Raw genomic sequence first — 19,867 nt, 5'->3', positions numbered from 1 at the left:
TTTTGATAGTATGTCAAATCGCAATTATGCCATTGTGGGCACGGGAGCTTTAGGCGGATTCTACGGTGCTAGACTGCAACAAGCAGGTTTAGAAGTCAATTTTTTGCTTCGTAGTGATTACGATCAGGTCAAAAAACACGGTTTGATTGTCGAGTCTCCCGAAGGCAACTTCACACTCCCCCACGTCCGCGGCTACCACGACGCGCACAAAATGCCTCAGTGCGACGTAGTAATTGTAGCGCTGAAAACAACTCAAAATCACTTGTTGCCCAAAATTTTGCCTCCTTTATTAAAGGATAACGGGGCGGTTTTAGTATTGCAAAACGGATTGAATGTCGAACCGGAAGTAGCTAAAATTGTTGGTGCAGAACGAGTAGTTGGCGGGCTGTGTTTTCTCTGCTCTTATAAAGTTGGGCCCGGTCACATCTGCCACCTCGATTACGGCACTATCACCCTGGGAGAATATGCCCAAGACTATAAAGCAATCGGTATTACTGATAGATTGCACCAAATTGCTAAGGATTTTAAACGTGCTCATATTCCTATTAAAATGAGCGAAGATTTGCTCTTGTCAAGGTGGAAAAAGCTGGTTTGGAATATTCCTTATAACGGGCTGTCTGTAGTGTTGGATGCGAGAACTGACGAACTGATGGCTAATCCCGATACTCTGATTTTAGTTAAGGAAATCATGGGGGAAGTGGTAGCGGCAGCCAAAAGTTGCGATCGCATTATTCCCGATGACTTTATCCCACATATGCTGGACTACACTGAGAAAATGAAGCCTTACCGCACCAGCATGAAAATCGATTATGATGAATCGCGGCCCCTGGAAGTTGAGGCGATTTTTGGTAATCCGATACGGGTGGCGCAGCAAGCAGGTATTAAGTTGCCCCAAATAGAGGTAGTTTACCGAATGTTGAAGTTTATGGATTTTCAAAGACAAGAAGCAGAGAGGACGAGAAGGCTATTAGGTTTGTCGTAATTAGTCAGTTGACTGTTGACTGTTGACTGTTGTCAGGAGTCGGAAATAAGCATGAGAAATTCTGCCTTCTGCATTGATTGCGAGCTCCTAATAATTATTGATATTTGAGCGCAATTTCTTGCAATTGTTCTCGATTGACTTTGCCTTGAGAATTGCGCGGCAATTGTTCGACAATTACCCAATATTTCGGCCGCTTAAACTTGCTCAACTTATCTTCTATTGCCGCTTGCAGATTTTTGACAGTAACTTCGGGATTAGCGGGAACGTAGATAGCCGTAACGACTTGACCCCAATCTTTGTCTGGCAAGCCAATTACAGCAATATCCGCAACTAAATTAGTCGATCGCACAACGGCTTCAACTTCCGCCGGAAATACATTTTCTCCGCCTGTGATAATTTTGTCGCTGCTGCGTCCGACGATATTTAAGTAGTTATTTTTATCAAAAAATCCCAAATCGTCTAATTGGAAATATTCGCGATCGCCAAAATTGTTAGGATAATAACCCAATGCCAAAGATTTAGCATTTACCACAATATTTCCGATTTGATTATCGCACAAAATATCGCCCTTGGCACTGCGAATAGTTATTTTAGCGTGCGGTAAAATTTTACCGGAACTGTTATTGCCAGCGAGAAAATCTTGAGGTTTTAGTGTAGCAATTTGCGAGGCAGTTTCGGTCATGCCATAACTGGGCGCTAATTTGATTTGATAGTTTCTAGCTGTTTCTAAAAGTTCCGGCCACGCGGGAGCACCCCCCAAAAGTACAGCGCGAAACCGTCCCAGCCAATTAGCTGTATCTGGGTTTTGCAGCAGCCGTTGCAGTTGAGTTGGAACTAAAGAAATGAAAAAATCTTCGGGTTCGATGTCGCTTTTTTTACCAATTTCTAATTCTTTAAATGGCTGAATCGCGAGTTTCCCTCCGGTACTAAAGGAACGCATGAATTGCATTAAACCGCTGACGTGGTATAATGGCAAAACGCAGAACGAGTTGATTTTGTCAACTTTAAAATATTGTTGAAAACCTTGTACTGATGCGGTTAATGTTTCCCAAGTGTGGATGGCAAAACGGATTTTTCCCGACGAACCGCCGGTGGGAATCATAATCGTATCAAAACCGTTTTTAGTGGGCGAATGCAATTCGCGGCTATACAAACGAAGTCCGCCTTCGCGGACTGGGATATGGGGATTGTTGGGAAGCGGGTATTGTCCTAAAAATATGTCTGGTTGGACTAAATCAAAGACTTGTTGCCATTCTTGTTTTACCCAGTTGGGATTGCAGAGAAAAATCGGGCATTTGGCGGCGCGGGCGGCGGTGAAACTCGCCAAAAATTGTACTGGTTCTGGTTCTGCAAGGCAAATTTTTGGGGGTGTTTTCTGTGCGGAATTTTGGGTGATTTCTTGAAATAGCCGATCGACAATTCGGGCAAATTCGCGGCTATCACAACCGATAAGCCAATTATCGGGCAAGCCAGCCGCGAGATCCAGAATATTTACTGTGAGATTTGTTGCCATAGATGCTTTCACCAATTTTTTCGATTCAAAACAATTACCTAACCCGCTGGATTTAGTCGTGAGACTAATCTAAAATCTAAAATCTAAAATCTAAAATCGAATCATTGTCGTCGAACCAGCAATCAGTTCCGAAGCCTAATGCTCTCTTATTTAAAGACAATTCTGTTGCTAAATTTAATGCTGCTTGTCGGCCGATTTTGGTTTCAAATACTGATGAGAAAACAGCGTCTATATTGTGAGTTTGACAAAATTTTCGCAGTTGGGATGGAGAACCGCATATCGCAGGTTTAATGACGAAAATGCCCCGCCAGCCTTGGCTGTAGCACTCTTGGATGCGATCGAGGTTGGCGGCAGATTCATCAAGGGCGATCGGAGTTGCATAAATAGCATTCAATTCTACCATTTCCTGAAACTGTGTTACGGGCAACGGCTGTTCCAAAAATTCAATGTCTGCAGAAAAATCGGGAGTTGCTTGTACCTTGTCGCAAGCTTCCAGCCATGTTTTAGCCTGCGAGTAACTGAGTCCCCCGTTGGCATCTAAGCGCAAAAATGCTTTTTCGCGATCGCACAAATTGTGCATTGCTTGCACTAGCTGCTGAAAAATCTGTAATTCTTCCTCAATTGCAGCAACACCAATTTTCCATTTAAACGTGCGATATCCCTCTAACCAAAGCACTTGCAAAGCCTGCAAAGCTGTTTCACCTGCTGGCAATAAACCGCTGAACCGATTTTTTTCTTCCTCATTCCCAACCTCTCTCCATTGGTGACTGCTTAAGACTGAACCCGCAATCAATCTCGATTTTATGCGAAGTCTAGATCCCCCTAAATCCCCCTTAATAAGGGGGACTTTGAGAATATTTCTTGTCCCCCCCTTAGTAGGGGCGGTGCCCCCGTGCCCGCCCTTAGTTAGGGGGGATCTAGAGTTTGATAGTGCCGACTCAAAGCCAAATTGACAAGCCGGCAATTCAGCGGAAATAGCAAAAATCATCTCTGATGAAATATTACCTGACAACTGGTGACAAAAATCTAAAGCTTGCTCAAAAGTTTCGGAACCAAACCAACTCAAAGGGGCAATTTCTCCCCAACCAATTTGACAATTTTCGTCAGTAAGTCGCAGGATAATTCCTTCGCGAATATCCCAAATGCCGTGACTTGTTTGCAAAGGACGCTTAAATTTTCGCTGATAAGTGCGAAACTCGAATTGATAAAGCATTAGTTTTTTAGTTAATCATAAAATTCTCTCACAACTGATCCAAAATTCTCAATATTTTCAAAATGGATATTGTGGCCAGCTTTTGGTACAATTTCCAGAAGGGCGGCTGGACACAAGCTAGCAATTTCGGTATTTATACTTGTAAATTTATCATCATAAGCTCCCGCTAGCAAGAGGATGGGGATTTGATTTTGTGCGAGTTTTTCCCAGAGAGATGGCTGGTTGCCGGTTCCCATGTTGCGGAGTGATTTGGCTAACTCTAAGGGATTGTTTGCTAAGCGGGTTTCTATGAGTTTGTGGAAGTGGGGAGAGTTTTTTAAAGATTTGAATAAAGGGCGATCGTACCAGTTGAATAAAAAATCTTTAATGTTGCTATTTTCCAGCTTTTGTGCTAGCTGTAAATCGGCTTCCATGCGGTGCGATCGCTCTTTTTCTGTCTTCAATCCCGGAGAAGCTGACTCTAACACTACTTTCTCGAATCTTTCTGGAAAATGTAATGTCATGTAAAGTGCCAACCGCCCGCCCATTGAATAGCCCAACAACAAACATTTATCTATTTGTAAATCATCTAATAACTCGATTAATGCTTGGGCAGTATTTGACATATTGTAGCAACTTTCGTCGCCGATTACTCTGGTTTTTCCGTGACCGGGAAGGTCAACTGCTAAGCAGCAATAACTGTTAGAAAGTAAGGGAATGACGCTGCTAAAGTCTTGACTGCTGCCCGTGAATCCATGCAAAAATAAAAGTGTCGGCTGATTCTTGTTGCCAGTTAAGGAATAGTGAAAGTTATAATTATTAAATTTGTCCATATACAATTATACGATTCAATGTGAGGTACGGATTGCTGAATTAAAGAAGATTTTGAGAAGTCGCCCAACTCTGCCAACTCCACCAACTCCATCAACTTAGCAAACCATACCTCCAATTTACCGGAATTCTCGATCGCCCGATCTACAAAGCAAACCCCAACGCCAGCAGCAATCCGCTCGAAAAATGCAGCGTAACTGCGATAAACTTAGAGTTGCTGACCTTTGCCGGTTGGTTGTGATAGTCTGTGACATGGCGGCAAAGGTCGATCGCAAATGGCAAACTCCCAAAAATCAACAGCGTCCAAATTGGGAACATTCCCAAAGCCACAAATAGCACAGTCAAAGCATAAACGCTGCCGCATAACCACTGCAACAACTGGGCACCTTTTTTCGTACCGAGTCGCACAATCGGCGATTTTTTACCCGCCGCCAAATCGTCCTCAATTTGGTGAAAATGGGAACAAAATAAGATGATACTCGTTGTAATTCCCACGATTGCAGAACCCACCAAATTAGTTGCAGACCAAGTTTGAGTTTGACTGTAATAAGCCGCAGCCAAAGCTAGTGGCCCGAAGGTGAAAAAGCAAATAATTTCTCCCAAACCTTGATAGCCAAGACGAAACGGAGGCCCTTGATAAGTGTAGCCCAGAGCACAGCACAAAACTACTAGCAAAATTACTGTTGGGTCTTTTTGCCACCAGCTTATGGCACAGATTCCTGACACTCCGACGGCTAAAAACAGATTGGCCAGCCCGAAAATTAACGCTTTATTTCCGGTTAAGTTAACTAGAGAATGTGCCTTGTTTTTATCGATGCCTGTTTCTGAGTCAAATACATCATTGCTGAGATTCAGCCATGCTATAATCAAAATGGCTGACATTAAAAAGGTCGAAAAAATTGACGAATTAATCGTTTGAGTTTCGGCAAAAGCAATTGCAGTTCCTACTGAAATAGGAATCACCGCAACGCTGTACATGGGCGGCTTGATTGCCGCCAGCCACAATTTACTATTTGAACGTTCAATTAACTTTGTTGTCATTACACAAACTTGATTCAATTGATAGCAGCGTAGTAATTTTACAATTTTATTGGTGAACAAAGTCTACTCTCGATCGGGTTGAGTGCGCGGCAGACATCCACACAGAGGCTGTGGCGCTACTCAAACAGCGCAAGTAGCCCGTCTGTAAACCTCTGCAGGGGGCGATCGACTTTTGCGAAATTTAGCCGATCGATCTTAAAGTTTTGTGTCTAAATGTTTCGATCGATCGCCCGACGGGGGTTTTTTTCCCCAACAGAGCCCAAACAGGGAGGGAAACTCAAAAGGTCGTGTTTTGCGATCGCCCTCCCGTGCTTAGATCGAAATAGGGGTTTTAGCCGGACAAACCCACACTCTATCTGACAAATCTGCTATTCTCGCTTTCATGACAGTAATACCGCACCGCGCTAATCTCTTGCAAGACCGCAATCAACTGCATCAGTTTCTGTTAAATTGCCAGCAGTCTTTAACCGAAAAAGATCGCACAAAAATAGTTAGTATTTCTCAGGAAATTTATCCCCTCGATCCGCTAGCTGTACTGCAAGAGATTTCCGAACCTTGTCAGCGGCACTTTTACTTTGAAAAAAGAGACCCCATTGCCGGCAAAAGTTTTGCAATTGCCGCCCTTGATTCGGCAATCCATCTCACCGTAGCAGGAAGCGATCGATTTGTAGCAGCTCAAAACTTTATTCGTTCAACAGTTGCCAATACAATTACCATTGGTGCGGAACGCTTGCCATTTAGCGGGCCTCACTTTTTTTGTAGCTTTGCTTTTTTTGATGAGAACATTGCTGCTAATTCTTACTTTCCGCCCGCCACCATATTTTTACCCAAATGGCAGATCACCAGACAGAAAGATAGCTGCATTCTCGTCGCAAATGCCATCATAGAAAAAGATCGAAACGTTAAAAACATTGCTGAAAATATTTGGCAAACCTTTGATAAAATTGAATCTCGCAAATACCATAAACTAACAACTGCGATCGACAGTTCGATCTCTTTGAAACAAATCCCCGTCAATGATGCCACTCAATTTAAAACATCAGTCAAGTCGGCTTTAGAATTGATCGCCTCTAAATATTTTAGTAAAATTGTTTTATCCCAAGCAATCAATGTGATTTCTCAAACCCCTTTCAGTTTAATAGATTCATTAAACAACTTGCGCCTCAGCTATCCAGATTGCTATGTATTTTCAACCAGTAACGGCAAAGGACAAAATTTTATCGGTGCTAGTCCAGAACGCTTAATTAGCATTCACAACAATCAGTTATTAACAGATGCTTTAGCAGGTTCAGCACCGAGAGGAAAAACTGAGGTGGGAGATGCGAAATTAGCCCAAGGATTGCTAGAAAGCGAGAAAGATATTCGAGAACATCAAGTTGTGATTGACTTTATTGTCGATCGCCTGTCTAAACTCGGCATTACTCCCAAATTTTCCCCAGTGCCCAGACTGCTGCAACTATCAAACATTCAGCATTTGTGGACACCGATAACAGCTCAAATTCCCCCTGATATTCATTTATTAAAGATTTTAGCTCAACTGCATCCAACCCCAGCGGTAGCGGGCGTGCCGAGAGATGTTGCCCTCGAACAAATTCGCCGCTGCGAAAGCTGCGATCGCTCTTTGTACGCAGCACCCCTCGGCTGGATCGATCGCACCGGCAACGGCGAATTTGCCGTGGGAATTCGATCGGCTTTAATCGATGGCGATCGGGCTATACTTTATGCTGGTGCTGGTATTGTGGCGGGTTCGGAACCAGAGAAAGAACTAGCAGAAATTCAGCTCAAATTACAACCACTTTTAAATGCTTTAGTTTAGGAATATATCATAAAAATATCATCGCCAAAACAACCAAATGCTTGACTTTCGCAACACAAACACCCTCTGGTCTTCCGTATTAGCAGAAACTTTGCAGCGGTTGGGATTAACTACCGCCGTCATTTGTCCCGGTTCGCGATCGGCACCCTTAACAATAGCCTTTGCTCAAAACAAAAAAATAGAAACTATTCCCATACTCGACGAACGTTCAGCAAGTTTTTTTGCATTAGGAACCGCCAAAAAATCATATTTGCCAACCGCACTAATTTGCACGTCGGGAACCGCCGCCGCCAACTTTTATCCTGCTATCATAGAAGCCAGAGAAAGTCGAATTCCGCTGCTAATACTCACCGCCGATCGACCTCCCGAACTGCGGGACTGTCACGCCGGACAAGCGATCGACCAAGTGAAAATATACGGCAATTATCCGAACTGGCAAGCCGAATTAGCGATACCTTCTGCGTCCACAGGAATGCTAGACTATCTGCGGCAGACGATCGTGTATGCTTGGGAGCGATCGCAATTTCCAACACCGGGCCCCGTCCACCTCAACATCCCGTTTCGCGACCCGCTTGTACCCGTTCCAGACATAGCCGTAGAAGCTTTAGAAACAGAATTTAATCCCGAAGATTTCTTTGCAGGATTAGAACCTATTTTCGCGAGAGAAAGCTCTACCCCCCCCAGCCCCCCCTTGTTAAGCGGGGGAGAAGAAAGTACCATGCAACAGTGGCAAAAGTGCAGCAAAGGGATTATTATTGCAGGCGTTGCACAGCCTCAATTTGCCGCAAAATACTGTAGTGCGATCGGCCAAATTTCCAAATCCTTAAACTGGCCTGTTTTAGCAGAAGGACTATCCCCAGTCAGAAACTACGCCCAACTCAATCCTTATCTAATTTCCACCTACGATTTAATCCTGCGAAACCGCGAACTAGCAGATAAATTAACCCCAGAAATTGCCATTCAAATCGGAGACTTACCCACAAGCAAAGAACTGCGAAACTGGCTAGACAAAACCCAACCAAAACGCTACGTAATCGACCCCAGCCACCACAACTTCGATCCGCTACACGGCAAAACAATTCACCTGCGAACCTCCGTAGAAAATCTCGCAACTAATCTCGCAACTATATTAACTCTTGTCCCCCCCCTTATTAAGGGGGGATCAACTCTTGTCCCCCCCCTTATTAAGGGGGGGTTAGGGGGGGATCTAGCCCCTGCTACCACTAATATCTCCCATCAAATCCCCCCCCTGACCAATGGGGAATCAACTCTTGTCCCCCCCCTTATTAAGGGGGGGTTAGGGGGGGATCGATCCCCTGCTACCAACGAATACCTCCAACTTTGGCGCAACACCGAAATCCAAGTCAGACAAACAATAGACCAAAAAATATCAGCAATTAACAACATAATCGAGCCCAAAGTTTCCTGGCTGCTTTCCCAAATTTTGCCACCTGGAACACCGATATTTATTGCCAACAGTATGCCCGTCCGAGATGTCGAGTTTTTCTGGAAGCCAAACCACTTAGAAATAAAACCTTTTGTCAATCGCGGCGCTAACGGCATAGACGGCACATTATCAACAGCTTTGGGAGTTTCTCACCGCAATCAAAGCAGCATCATGCTAACAGGCGATTTAACACTTTTGCACGATACGAACGGTTTTTTAATTAAAAATAAATTTGTTGGTCATCTGACAATCATATTAATTAACAACAACGGTGGCGGAATTTTTGAAATGTTGCCCGTTGCCAAATTTGACCCGCCCTTTGAAGAGTTTTTTGCCACGCCGCAGCATATCAATTTTGCTCAGTTGTGTGCAACTTACGGCGTGGAACACGAGATAATAGACGATTGGGAACAGTTCAAACAAAAATTAAGTTTTTTGCCAAGTAGCGGGATTCGCGTCTTAGAATTGCAAACAGACAGGCGCGCCGATGCTAAATGGCGGCAAGATAATCTAAGTAAATTTGCCAAAGATTTGTAAATTTGTAGGTTGAGCAGGTGGAAGGAAACCCAACCTACACTAATTTAAACTGCTGGTTGAGCTAGCAGCGGATCTAACTCTCCATCTGCATCGAGTTTGTGAATGTCATCGCAGCCGCCTACGTGTTGGTTATTAATGAAAATTTGGGGTACGCTGCGGCGTCCGTTAGCGCGAACGGCCATTGCTTTTCTAGCCGCTTCGTCGCCATCAATTTTGTATTCCGTGAAATTTACGCCTTTCCACCACAGCAAAGTTTTGGCGCGGATGCAGTAGGGACAGGTTTGCCAAGTATAGATTTCCACATTGGCTTTGATGCGATCGGGCTTGCGGCCCAAGATGGGATTGAGAAAATCAAGCATTTTCGGTACTGGGGTAAAAATTAAACTGGTTGGGGCATTAACGATCATTTTAGCGAAATGCCGTCAGCCCCACGTCCTACCAAAAAATCGGCGCGGGATGGAATTGCCTGCAGCAACCTGTGACCCTGTGACCCAAGTCACAACTTTACTCTACTCGGATCACTTGCTTTCACCCTAGAGAATCACCTTCGCGACCTTATTAATATCACCGATAGTTTAAGGAAATCAGAAGATGATAAATATATCGAATTCAACCGCACTGCCATGCACCCCGTACAACTCCTCCCCGGCGCTATCTCAGAAATCCTCGCTTCTGTAACCGATACAGGCGTTTTGACTCTGGCGGATCGCTACGGTTTGATGGCCGCCACCTTCGACGACTCTCTGAATGACGAAGACAGAGGCTGTCTCAACCGCTTGCTGCGGGCCGTGCTCCGAGGCCGAGTGAAAGTAGTCAACGAACTTTCAGCAGCATTCTAATCGGGATTTGAAGTTTTGTTCTGAAGGCAGGGTGAGTCAGCGGTAGATGAAAATAGTGGAAACTCAGGCAGGAGTGGAAACAGCGGTAATTTGAATTCGATTTAAAAGTTTTCTCCTCTAACTCAACAACGGTTTTTTTGTCAAAGCAGCCTTTACCGGCTGCTTTTTTTTTGATTTAATCGCGGATTTCCAGGTTGTACTGGCGGCAGAGGTCGATCAGTTCTTGTTGGAAGCGATCGCGCACATTCTGGGGCGAGACTATTACGCAGTCTTTGCCGTACCGCAGCACATCTCGGAACAGCCAGAATCGGCTGGATACCCGCTTCACTACATGGCGCACGTCTCCCACCATTTCATTTGCCACATCTTCATCCGCTTTGAATTCATAGTTCCCAGCCAATCTCCTCCAAAAGTGTAAGTGTACTTCTAAGTAGTCTATGGTTTCGCGCCATTTTTCACTTGCAGGTAGCAAGTTAACAATTTTGTCTAAGCGCAAACACCGATTGTGAGCTAATTCCGGGATTTCTCTGGAGTCAGCATCGTCGCACCAGATTTCTAGGTATAGGCGCTTGTCGTAGAGGCGAATTTTGGCACTGCGGGCAGTAAATTCGCTCACTTTGTCTTTGCCTGACTGGTAAAACAGTCTGAACGGTTGGCGATCGTCAATCAGTTGATTGAGTCGAAGCCGCCACGCTTCGGCAGTTTGGTTGACTTGTTCGAGCAACTTTTGCCGGAAAGGGGTTTCCAGATTGGCTTTGTCCAAAAGTAATGCCATGACGATCTGGGCGGCTTCGACTTCGCCAGAGTCGTTGAGGAATTTGACGGCTTTGTTCAATGATTGTACCTGCACTGAATTTAGGGTAAAGGGTTCGCCCACTTCGATTTTTTGTTGGGCGATCGCGACCAGTAACCCAGATACACTGGGACTTTTGCCCCATTTGATACCGAGGCGAAGGGCGATCGCCTCTAGCTGCTCTTTGGTTCCGGTCGGAATTGAAAGTGTAATTGTCTCTTTTTTGCGGGTCATCAACAAAAGTGTAACTACATACTTGACAGATTTGGTTTTCAATGCAAATATAATTTTAGTGCAAGTACAAACCGCTGAGAGAACAAAGGCTATCAGCTTGAGAAACGCCACCAGAGCCGGCAGTAGCACGAAACCGATTGTTGCTGAACGTCAATAATAGGGTGTAAGGCTATTTTGTCAGGGGTTGGGGAAAATTTTCTTCCCATCTCCCTGTAAAGATCAAGTGCTAGAGACAAACTATTCTGACAACAGAAAATTTGCTGTCCTAGTCCTCGAATTTGTTTACTCTACAAAAGTTAATCATGCTCCAAATTTCCCCAACGCTGACTGAACTTCAGGAAATTGCTTCACAACTTCCCGAACAAATTCCTTACCTCAAAATGCTAATTCTCTTTGGTTCTCGTGCCAGAGGCGATACTCATGCCAAAAGTGACTGGGATTTTGCCGCACTTTACGATGAAAAGCTTAGGGAAGAATATTGCCAAGACCGGGGATTTTCTTGGTTTGAAGTTCCAGGAATTTTGGGTCAAGTTTTTGGAATCAATAGTGATGAAATTGATGTTGTGGAATTACATCGCTGTTCGTCGCTAATTGCTCATTTTGTGGCGCGAGATGGAATTTTACTCTACGAATCAGAATCAGGTCAATTTGAAGCTTTTAAACAACAATGCTTGATGACTGATGCAGAACTACAAATGCTGCGCCATAATCTGCGACAAAAAATCGAGGTGGCGTTGCAAAGGAGGGGATTATGAAGGAGATTGAGCCTGCGATAGTCCTCGCTAAGCTGGATTTTATGACAGACTATCTAGAGAGTTTAAGTTCTTTTGAGTCGATTACTTTAGAAGAATATCTCAGCGATCGGGGAAAGCAGTTAATTATAGAACGATTGTTGCAACTGATAATTCAAGTTGCAATTGATGTCAATCGATATTTGCTCAAGCGATTAGAAGTCCAGCAACCGAATAGCAACTTTGATGTTTTTATAGAAGTTAGCAACTGTGGGATCATAACAGCGGAGTTAGCTAAAATCCTATCTCAATCCGGTGTTTTGCGTAACCGTCTGGTACATCTGTATGACGCAATCGATCCTGTTAAAGTGCATCAAGCCATCGATATTGTATTGCAGAAATACCCGATTTATCAACGGCAAGTCACTACTTATCTAGATTCTCTTCGAGACAATAATATATCGGGAATAGATTAAAAATGGCAAATTATTCTATCACTCTTAAACCCGTGTACTCACGTCCCGCCCAGACGCTTCCATCAGGCATTACCTTACCTGGGGGCTGGGACGGACTCTCGCGGCATCAAGTCGAAACCTACGAAGCACTGCAAGACCCAACCATTGATGTGGTCTTCAATACAGCGATGACAGGGGACGGTAAAAGTTTAGCAGCTTTTCTGGCAGCCGTGACCAATCGCACGTACACTTTAGCAATGTACCCAACAAATGAACTCGCACGAGATCAGGAAAAACAGGTAAGGGGCTACAAAGCACTGTTTAAACCGGAAAACGACCCGCAGATTTATCGTTTGAATGCGGCGATTCTTGAGGATTTTATTGCCACAAATAAACTTTCTTCAAAATTAGCAGGATTGTGCGATCGCGCGGACAACTCAGAGATTTTGCTGACAAATCCCGATATCTTTCACTACATCCACGACTTCCGCTATTTGCGGCGCAACAAAGAAGGTAAAGGAGATAACCCCGATCGCCTGTTTGCCAAGATTGACGACAACTACAAACTATTTATCTTTGACGAATTCCACATCTTCTCATCTCCCCAAATTGCCAGCGTCATCAATGCCATCCTGTTAATTAAACACACATTTCCCTGCAAAAAGTTTTTATTCCTCTCTGCTACACCGAACGATTTGTTAGAGGAGTTTTTATCTAAAGCTGGATTAAAGTATCGCATCATCAATCCAGTCAAGCAGAGAGGTTATCAGTTTGCAGCCGGTGACAACTGGCGGCAGATTAGTTATCCGATTAACTTGAGTTTCCCGCAAAAGTTAGAACCCAATCTACGTTCCAGTTATAACTGGATTGTCGAAAATGCCGAAACAACGATTTTGAAATTTTTTCAAGATAACCCTGGGAGTAAAGGCGCAATCATTCTCAACTCGATCGCCGCTGTTAAAACTTTAGTCCCGAAGTTTAAAGCAATTTTTGAACCGCTGGGATTGAAAGTCCGAGAAAATACCGGATTGACTGGCGAGACAGAGAAGTCTAAATCTGTTGAAGATGCTGATTTACTTTTGGGAACATCGACAATTGATGTGGGAGTTGACTTTCGGATTAACTTTTTAGTATTTGAAGCGGCGGATGCAGGGAATTTTATTCAGCGTTTTGGCAGGTTGGGGAGACATCCAGGCTTTGACATTTATCAAGCTTATGCTTTGCTGCCCAACTTTATTGTAGAGAGGCTGTTTGAGGCGGAAAATCACCCGCTGCAAGATGGCGAAACGCGCGATCGCATTAGTTTGTCCGACGCTATCCGCCAGCATTACGGCTATGTCAACGAGTTTAAGCAATATCCCAAACGCTGGGGCGGAATTCAGTCAGCTTGCGTGCATTTTGAGTTAGAAAGAAATTATCAGATGAAAACCCAATATCCCGAAGCAGCGGATAATTTTGCAGCCGATATTGAGCAAGCTTTGGGAGTTACGATTAAACAGATGCGATCACAGCTTTTCCGCTGTATGGAAAAAGAGAAAAAGAAAATTATTGAGGAGGCTAGAAGTTTTCGCGGTATCAGCCAGTTAGATTGCGGGATTTATGACATTACTAATCCAGACGAACCTGAGAAAGAACGGTTTAAAACTTACAATATTCCCAGTTTGCTGAGTAACTTTCATTTTGATTTGATGACAAGCGCCGAGTTTATGGATCGAGCTAAAAAAGCCGGGTTAGCAGTCAGCCGCTTTGAGAAAGCTTTGTGTTATTTGAAATTGACTGGATATCGGGAATTGCGAGAGGATTGGCAGTTTTATTGCTCGCGAGATGACCTCAGCGAGATTGCTAAATCCGGCAAGGTGCAAATTCTCAAAGATTTGGAAGTGACAGGGGGAACTAACGAGATTAGCCGCAAATTATCTAATCGGGGGTTGGTGTGCTTTGTTTCCGATCGCGATCGCGCTACTTTACGCGCCAAGTGTGGATTGCCCGTGCATTTCCAAGCCTATGCTTTGAGCGATCGATTTGATGGTAAACCGAATTACACCATAGCATTTGGGCGATCGGCGCTGTTGCTGGAGACGCTGATTTGGCACTGGAAGCCGCAGCAGGATGAAGGGTGGATTTGCTAAAGATGTACGCTACTGGAGGAACACCAATGACTAGAGATAATTTACTGTCCCGAATCTCGATCGATCCAAATATCTGTTTTGGAAAACCTTGCATTCGCGGCCATCGGATTTGGGTTTCCCTAATCCTTGACTACCTAGCTGGAGGAATGACTGTTGAGGAAATCCTAGAAGCATATCCCAGCATAGAAAGAGACGATGTATTCGCTTGTATTGCTTACGGTGCCGAAGTAACGCGAGATTATTATACCGACATTCCATTAGCAAAAAAGGAGGAAGCAACTACGTGAAGTTAAAGCTAGATGAAAATGTCGATCTTCGCGTTGTTACCTTGTTACGTTTGGCTGGGCATGACGTAGAAACAGTACCAAATGAAGGTTTGACTTCGGCACCCGATGTGGAACTGATTAATGTTTGCCGTCAAGAGGAAAGATGTTTAGTTACTGCCGATCGCGGATTTGGCAATCGGATGCGGTTTAATCCATCTGAGTATGCGGGGATTGTTGTAATTCGGCTAACATCTCGTGCCAATTTTACAGAGTGGAGAGAAGCAATAGAAACGTTAATCCTCGGATTAGAGCAAGCCGAAGTTTTTGGGAAATTGTGGATTATTCGACAGGGTACGATTCAGGAATATCAACCCACTCAACCAGAGGAAACAGAATCATGAATGTAGATAAACTTTACCAATGGCTGCATTCTTCCGATGATGATGATGATGACAGTGAAACGCCTGCAAAATACGAACTTTTGACAGTTCGCTTATTTAAAGAAGCAATTCGAGAAACGGCAGGAAATCAGGGCGATCGCCTTTTAACATCTTTCGCCGAAAATGTCCTACCAAAACTGATTCAGCAGCTAGTTGGAGCCACAGCCAAAGGCGGTCAATTTACAGAAGATATGCGCGCCAAAGGCAACAACGTCGAGCGCAGCAAACACGATCAATCATTTACTTCTCACCTGCTTAACGGCTTATTCCCAACTTACCGAATTCTCAAACAACTCAAGACAAATACACCTGAAACCAATCCTGTTAAACGCAACTGCGGTGAAACAGAAATAGCTTTGTTCATAGCATCGTACATCCTGCACGACTTCGACAAATTTCCCGATTATTGTGAATGGCTGAAAACTAACGATTTAGAGGGAAAATTTGCCAACCGAGACTGGCGAGACAAACCACCCCATAAAGACGAAGCCCCCAATTTCGGACGCGATTATGTGGCTCTCAAAATTCAACAACTCGGATTAGATAGTTTATTAGGCGAAAATTGGCGATCGCACATCGATGATATTGTGTGGATGAGCAACAATGCCGGAGTCAAATATGATAGCGATCGCGGTCTGGAAATTCGCGGATTGCAGCCTAAACTCGATGGTAGAATCAGAGGAACTATAGCCAATTTAGTCAGACTTTCCGACTTATTTGTCTCAGTTATCAAACATCCCAGCGATGCCGAAACTAACGGTTTATCTGAAGTTTTGACTTCCCTCAGCAACGGACAACTTAAATTTAGCTATCACTCGCTCTCTGACAATCGCGGAGTATTGACAAATATCATTAACAATGCTCTGATGGACGCTCATCCCAGCGAGTTTTATACGCCGCTGCTGTATTTGCCAGACGGTGCTGTTTATCTAGCTAAAACCAATGCACCGGCTATCGAAACTGCTGAAATCCCTAACCAAGTTATTGCCAAAATTCGCAGCCTTTGTGCCGACAGATTGAAGCTCAAAACAACCGGATTTAGTCGAGACGGAAAAGGCTTTAAATTTGGTGAATTCTATTGGCTGTTTTTTGATATAATCGAACTCATGGGAGTTAGCATCGACGCAGCTTGCAAACTCATTACCAGCACCAAAGTATCCTCGGCCAAAAAGCGCAGCGACAGCTTGCTAAGTTTCCAAAAAGATGGAGATTTGCCCGGTGAATTAAATCTGGAATTTCCCGAAGATTATCGGATTGATAGGCTAGCCGAATTTGGGGATATCCTGTGTCGGGGAATTTGGAATAAATGGCAAGAACGCTTGAGTAATTCTCAGAAAGAACTGCCCAAAGCTAAACGGCAAAATGTGCCGGAATTAGATTTAACTCAAAAACTGGCAGAACATTTGGGTTTGGCTGACGAAATCCCGGCTTTAAAAGCCATCCAATCTCTCAAAAAAACAGGTGGCGTTCCTCTGGATTGGTATTACTTAGCTGCACGGTATTTGCAGCGAAAGAAAGGATTGAATGAAGCTGAATTGCGCGACGTTTTAAGCAATATGGTTGAATGTGCAACCAGTTTCATCAAACCCATTGCCGAAAAGTTTGAAATTCCCGACGGCTGGAACGATTTGCGGACTTATGTCAGCCGCATTGTTTCCTTGCCGACGGGGGCAGTTGTCAAACCCGAAACCGATCCTTTTTTACTAGAATTGGCGCGCTACAGTGCAGCAAAAATCACAGGCAGAGGACGCGAAAATGTTTGTGCGATGTCGAGTTCGGCTTACACTGTGACGGAACAAATGGAGGCGGCGACTTTGTTTACTCCCCAAGTTTACAGCAACCGCCAAATTTTGTTTAACGCGCAAGCTGCCAAGCGTCAGATTTGCTCAATTTGGTCGATCGAGATTATGTTGAGACAAATTTTGATGAATCAAACCAATGCCACGGGAGGAGACTTTGAAGGGCGCAAATATCGCTATCTCTATCTTTACCCAGCTTACTTCTTTACTCCAGAAACCAACAAGTTTCTTCAGAAAGCTTACAGTTGGATTGCCAGAACGCGATTTGATGCTGATATCCGCAAGCATTTAATTACTGAGAAACAAATTGCTAATTTTACCCTTGACAATTATCAACAGGTTGATTCATTATTGATTCAGGAGAATTTGCAATCAGAAGACGATCGCACTTTCAAGATCAGCTATCCCGACAATCAACCGCTGACCTTTTTTTTCCTAGCATTGCCACCAGGAAAAGATGCGACAGATACGGAATCTTGGGTAATGCCGACTTGGTTAGCCTTTGCTTTACCGCTAATCCTCGATGTCAAAACAGTGGCATCCGAGTCGCCAGTACCGCCATTCATTAGCGGTGCAGATTTTGAAAAAACCGTTGTGATTGATGGCGAACATCAAGCAATTCGTTCTTTAATTAAGCAAAATGAATATCGCTTAGACGGCATTTTGCCTCCCCCATCAAATCCGCCTAAAATTTCACCGCTAAATGCTTTAAGTGCCGCTTACTGCATTCACTTAGAAGTTAACCGCAAAAAAGATGGCAATCCCGACTGGGGGAAATTGTCAGATTTAGCGCGAGATTTAGAAACCAGTCCTCTTTATGTCTTTCACTACCTGAATAAATGGCTGCGGAAACAAGACAAAATTGAGTCCGTACCCATTGCCAAAATCCGGCTGTACCTAAATTTTTACTACTACTTTGAACCAGAGGGAAAAACCGTGAATCAAATGCGAGAATTGACCGAACTGTACCGCCGCTTTTATCGGGCAAAAAGTCAATATGCGAAAGCTAATGCCGTCCTGAAACCTATTGACGAAGCTGCTGACGTTATTCTGAAATTTGACAAAGCTTTAGCCAACAATACCGAATCTTTAACAGATATTGTGGCCGGGCGTTTGTCAAAGCTGATGAATAACGTGCGGCGGCGGGCCGCAGAAGGAAAACCAACACTTGCTTTTGTGGATGGGAAGTGGAAACCTGCTTTGAATTCTGAGGAAGAACGGCAAGCAATTTATGATTTTGCCAAGTATTTTGTGGAGGTGATTTTTAATGGAAGTTTGAAGGGCGATCGCGCGCGTTTAGCAGGCAGTCAACTCAACTTAATCCGGGATACTTGCGATTACCTTTATCGCTTGGAAGATGACAAAGAACGCAGGGATCGCAAGCAGGAAGAACCTGATGAAGTTCCCGAAGCAGAAACAGAATTAGCCTAAATTATCCGCTTTTTTTCAATCAACTTGTACTGGAGAAACAACGATGAAATTTCTGAAAACTCTCGATTCTAAATTTTTTCACGATGAAATTCCCGCAAAACCGATGGGAAAATACGCTCATTTTATCACCATCCGCGTCACCGAATCTTATCCACTGTTTCAGACTGACGGCGAATTGAATAAAGCCAGAGTAAGTGCTGGGATTGAAGACAAAACGCACATCAGCCGTTTAGCAATGTTTAAGCGGAAACAGTCTACACCCGAACGTTTAACCGGACGAGAATTGCTGCGAAACTACAAAATTGGCGATTGGGAAAAGTGCGATTACAACGTTGATTTTAGTAAAACTACTCCTGATTGTATTTTGTACGGTTTTGCGATCGGCGATTCGGGTTCTGAGAAATCCAAGGTAGTTGTAGACACTGCTTATTCCATCACTCCCTTCGACGATTCTCACCTCAATTTCACCCTCAATGCACCGTTTGAAAGTGGAACAATGAGCCGTCAGGGGGAAGTTACCAGTCGCATTAACAGTCAAGACCACATTTTGCCTCAAGTCTTTTTTCCCAGCATTGTAACGTTGAAAGACCCGACAGAAACAGGTTTTATCTACGTTTTCAACAACATTCTCCGAACGCGACACTACGGAGCGCAAACTACTCGCACGGGTCGAGTTCGCAATGAATTGATCGGAGTAATTTTTGCTGATGGCGAGATTGTTAGCAATCTGCGGTGGACGCAAAAAATCTACGATTTGATGAGTGCTGCTGGCAAAATTAATCCCCCAGATCCTCTCAATGAAAATGATGTTTTGACTCATGCAAATCAAGCAATTTCTGAACTGATGGATGGAGAGTGCATCTCGCACCGCGATTTTCTAGGGGAATCTTTTAATAGCCTTTTGAACGAAGTAAAATCGATTGCCAGCGATGAAACTAAACTGCAAGCAATGCTGACTCAAGCTAATACCGAATCAACAGCTTATGCTCAGAAACATATCTTAAAGAGTTCTGAAAAAGGCAAGAAAGGTAAGAAAGCAGTTGCACCTACGGAGTAAAAATCGTGGCTTTTATTTACCGCTGTCAAATCGAGTTGCACGATAGCCTTTATTTTGCAACTCGCGAGATAGGGAGACTTTACGAAACAGAGCCGGTAATTCACAATTACGCGCTTTGTTACGCTCTCGGTTTGGTGGATAGCGAAATCTATTCCACTACCGTTTCTGAAGAACATTCCTATTGCTATTTCTGTCCCGAACAAGCTCCTAAATACGAGACGCATTTAACGGCGCTCAACCAACAGGGGATTTATGTTATACCATTTTTTTAAAGATGTGATAGACTTATGTAAGAAGTAAAGGAGCCAATAAAAATGTCTGGTCGCCCTAACAT

The 19,867-nt window shown here is 43.9% G+C and carries 18 protein-coding genes; 12 read left to right on the top strand and 6 right to left on the bottom strand.

The window, feature by feature from the left end:
• The first annotated feature begins 10 nt into the window (after positions 1–10).
• Complete coding sequence (locus QUB06_RS20310) at positions 11–982, top strand: putative 2-dehydropantoate 2-reductase (RefSeq protein ID WP_333436784.1); 972 nt, start codon at positions 11–13, stop codon at positions 980–982.
• Between the two features lie 94 nt (positions 983–1,076).
• Here the strand turns inward: QUB06_RS20310 and QUB06_RS20305 are convergent, their stop codons facing one another.
• The 4 genes from QUB06_RS20305 to menA all read right to left on the bottom strand — a co-directional run bounded on the left by QUB06_RS20305 (position 1,077) and on the right by menA (position 5,559).
• Positions 1,077–2,495: a 2-succinylbenzoate--CoA ligase gene (locus tag QUB06_RS20305; protein ID WP_333436783.1), complete on the bottom strand. Its 1,419-nt coding sequence runs from the start codon at positions 2,493–2,495 to the stop codon at positions 1,077–1,079.
• Between the two features lie 76 nt (positions 2,496–2,571).
• Positions 2,572–3,708 (bottom strand): o-succinylbenzoate synthase, encoded by a 1,137-nt coding sequence (locus QUB06_RS20300; protein WP_333436782.1) that lies wholly within the window; start codon positions 3,706–3,708, stop codon positions 2,572–2,574.
• 11 nt (positions 3,709–3,719) lie between these two features.
• On the bottom strand, positions 3,720–4,520 hold the full coding sequence (gene menH / locus QUB06_RS20295) for a 2-succinyl-6-hydroxy-2,4-cyclohexadiene-1-carboxylate synthase (RefSeq protein WP_333436781.1): 801 nt from the start codon (positions 4,518–4,520) through the stop codon (positions 3,720–3,722).
• A 142-nt stretch (positions 4,521–4,662) separates the two neighbouring features.
• Positions 4,663–5,559, bottom strand: coding sequence for a 2-carboxy-1,4-naphthoquinone phytyltransferase (gene menA, locus QUB06_RS20290; protein ID WP_333436780.1), 897 nt, complete (start codon positions 5,557–5,559; stop codon positions 4,663–4,665).
• Positions 5,560–5,941: 382 nt separating this feature from the next.
• Here menA and QUB06_RS20285 point away from each other — a divergent pair, with 382 nt between their 5' ends.
• Both QUB06_RS20285 and menD read left to right on the top strand, forming a co-directional pair.
• On the top strand, positions 5,942–7,375 hold the full coding sequence (locus QUB06_RS20285; protein ID WP_333436779.1) for an isochorismate synthase: 1,434 nt from the start codon (positions 5,942–5,944) through the stop codon (positions 7,373–7,375).
• Positions 7,376–7,412: 37 nt separating this feature from the next.
• Positions 7,413–9,359 carry a 2-succinyl-5-enolpyruvyl-6-hydroxy-3-cyclohexene-1-carboxylic-acid synthase gene (gene menD / locus QUB06_RS20280; RefSeq protein WP_333436778.1) on the top strand — a complete coding sequence of 649 codons (1,947 nt, stop codon included), beginning with the start codon at positions 7,413–7,415 and terminating at the stop codon, positions 9,357–9,359.
• Positions 9,360–9,403: 44 nt separating this feature from the next.
• Here the strand turns inward: menD and grxC are convergent, their stop codons facing one another.
• A complete protein-coding gene (gene grxC, locus QUB06_RS20275; protein WP_333436777.1) occupies positions 9,404–9,718 on the bottom strand; it encodes a glutaredoxin 3 in 315 nt (104 codons plus the stop codon).
• Positions 9,719–9,982: 264 nt separating this feature from the next.
• On the opposite strand from grxC, the gene QUB06_RS20270 reads away from it, so the two are divergent.
• Entirely contained in the window at positions 9,983–10,198 is a 216-nt protein-coding gene (locus tag QUB06_RS20270) for a hypothetical protein (protein WP_333436776.1), read from the top strand.
• A gap of 175 nt (positions 10,199–10,373) precedes the next feature.
• Here QUB06_RS20270 and QUB06_RS20265 read toward each other — a convergent pair whose 3' ends face one another.
• Positions 10,374–11,267: a WYL domain-containing protein gene (locus QUB06_RS20265; RefSeq protein ID WP_333436775.1), complete on the bottom strand. Its 894-nt coding sequence runs from the start codon at positions 11,265–11,267 to the stop codon at positions 10,374–10,376.
• A gap of 260 nt (positions 11,268–11,527) precedes the next feature.
• Between QUB06_RS20265 and mntA the strand changes: the two genes are divergently transcribed.
• From mntA to cas5d, 8 genes are read left to right on the top strand one after another with little or no spacing between them, the layout of a single operon-like run.
• Positions 11,528–11,980, top strand: a complete 453-nt coding sequence (mntA, locus tag QUB06_RS20260; protein WP_333436774.1) for a type VII toxin-antitoxin system MntA family adenylyltransferase antitoxin — start codon at positions 11,528–11,530, stop codon at positions 11,978–11,980.
• Complete coding sequence (hepT, locus tag QUB06_RS20255) at positions 11,977–12,432, top strand: type VII toxin-antitoxin system HepT family RNase toxin (protein WP_333436773.1); 456 nt, start codon at positions 11,977–11,979, stop codon at positions 12,430–12,432. Before mntA ends, hepT begins: the two co-directional genes overlap by 4 nt.
• Before the next feature lie 2 nt (positions 12,433–12,434).
• Entirely contained in the window at positions 12,435–14,540 is a 2,106-nt protein-coding gene (gene cas3 / locus QUB06_RS20250) for a type I-D CRISPR-associated helicase Cas3' (RefSeq protein ID WP_333436772.1), read from the top strand.
• A 26-nt stretch (positions 14,541–14,566) separates the two neighbouring features.
• The gene (locus tag QUB06_RS20245; protein WP_333436771.1) at positions 14,567–14,827 is read left to right on the top strand and encodes a DUF433 domain-containing protein; all 261 of its coding nucleotides are present in this window, start codon (positions 14,567–14,569) and stop codon (positions 14,825–14,827) included.
• Entirely contained in the window at positions 14,824–15,207 is a 384-nt protein-coding gene (locus QUB06_RS20240) for a DUF5615 family PIN-like protein (protein WP_333436770.1), read from the top strand. Before QUB06_RS20245 ends, QUB06_RS20240 begins: the two co-directional genes overlap by 4 nt.
• Positions 15,204–18,476 (top strand): type I-D CRISPR-associated protein Cas10d/Csc3, encoded by a 3,273-nt coding sequence (cas10d, locus tag QUB06_RS20235; RefSeq protein WP_333436769.1) that lies wholly within the window; start codon positions 15,204–15,206, stop codon positions 18,474–18,476. Before QUB06_RS20240 ends, cas10d begins: the two co-directional genes overlap by 4 nt.
• A 43-nt stretch (positions 18,477–18,519) precedes the next feature.
• On the top strand, positions 18,520–19,533 hold the full coding sequence (cas7d, locus tag QUB06_RS20230; protein ID WP_333436768.1) for a type I-D CRISPR-associated protein Cas7/Csc2: 1,014 nt from the start codon (positions 18,520–18,522) through the stop codon (positions 19,531–19,533).
• Positions 19,534–19,538: 5 nt separating this feature from the next.
• A complete protein-coding gene (gene cas5d, locus QUB06_RS20225) occupies positions 19,539–19,805 on the top strand; it encodes a type I-D CRISPR-associated protein Cas5/Csc1 (RefSeq protein ID WP_333436767.1) in 267 nt (88 codons plus the stop codon).
• The last annotated feature ends 62 nt before the right edge of the window (positions 19,806–19,867 follow it).

It is taken from the genome of Microcoleus sp. D2_18a_D3 (assembly GCF_036702455.1).
Classification (GTDB): domain Bacteria; phylum Cyanobacteriota; class Cyanobacteriia; order Cyanobacteriales; family Microcoleaceae; genus Microcoleus.
Note: the sequence above shows the minus strand (reverse complement) of the source record. Positions and strands in the feature narration are given on the sequence as shown.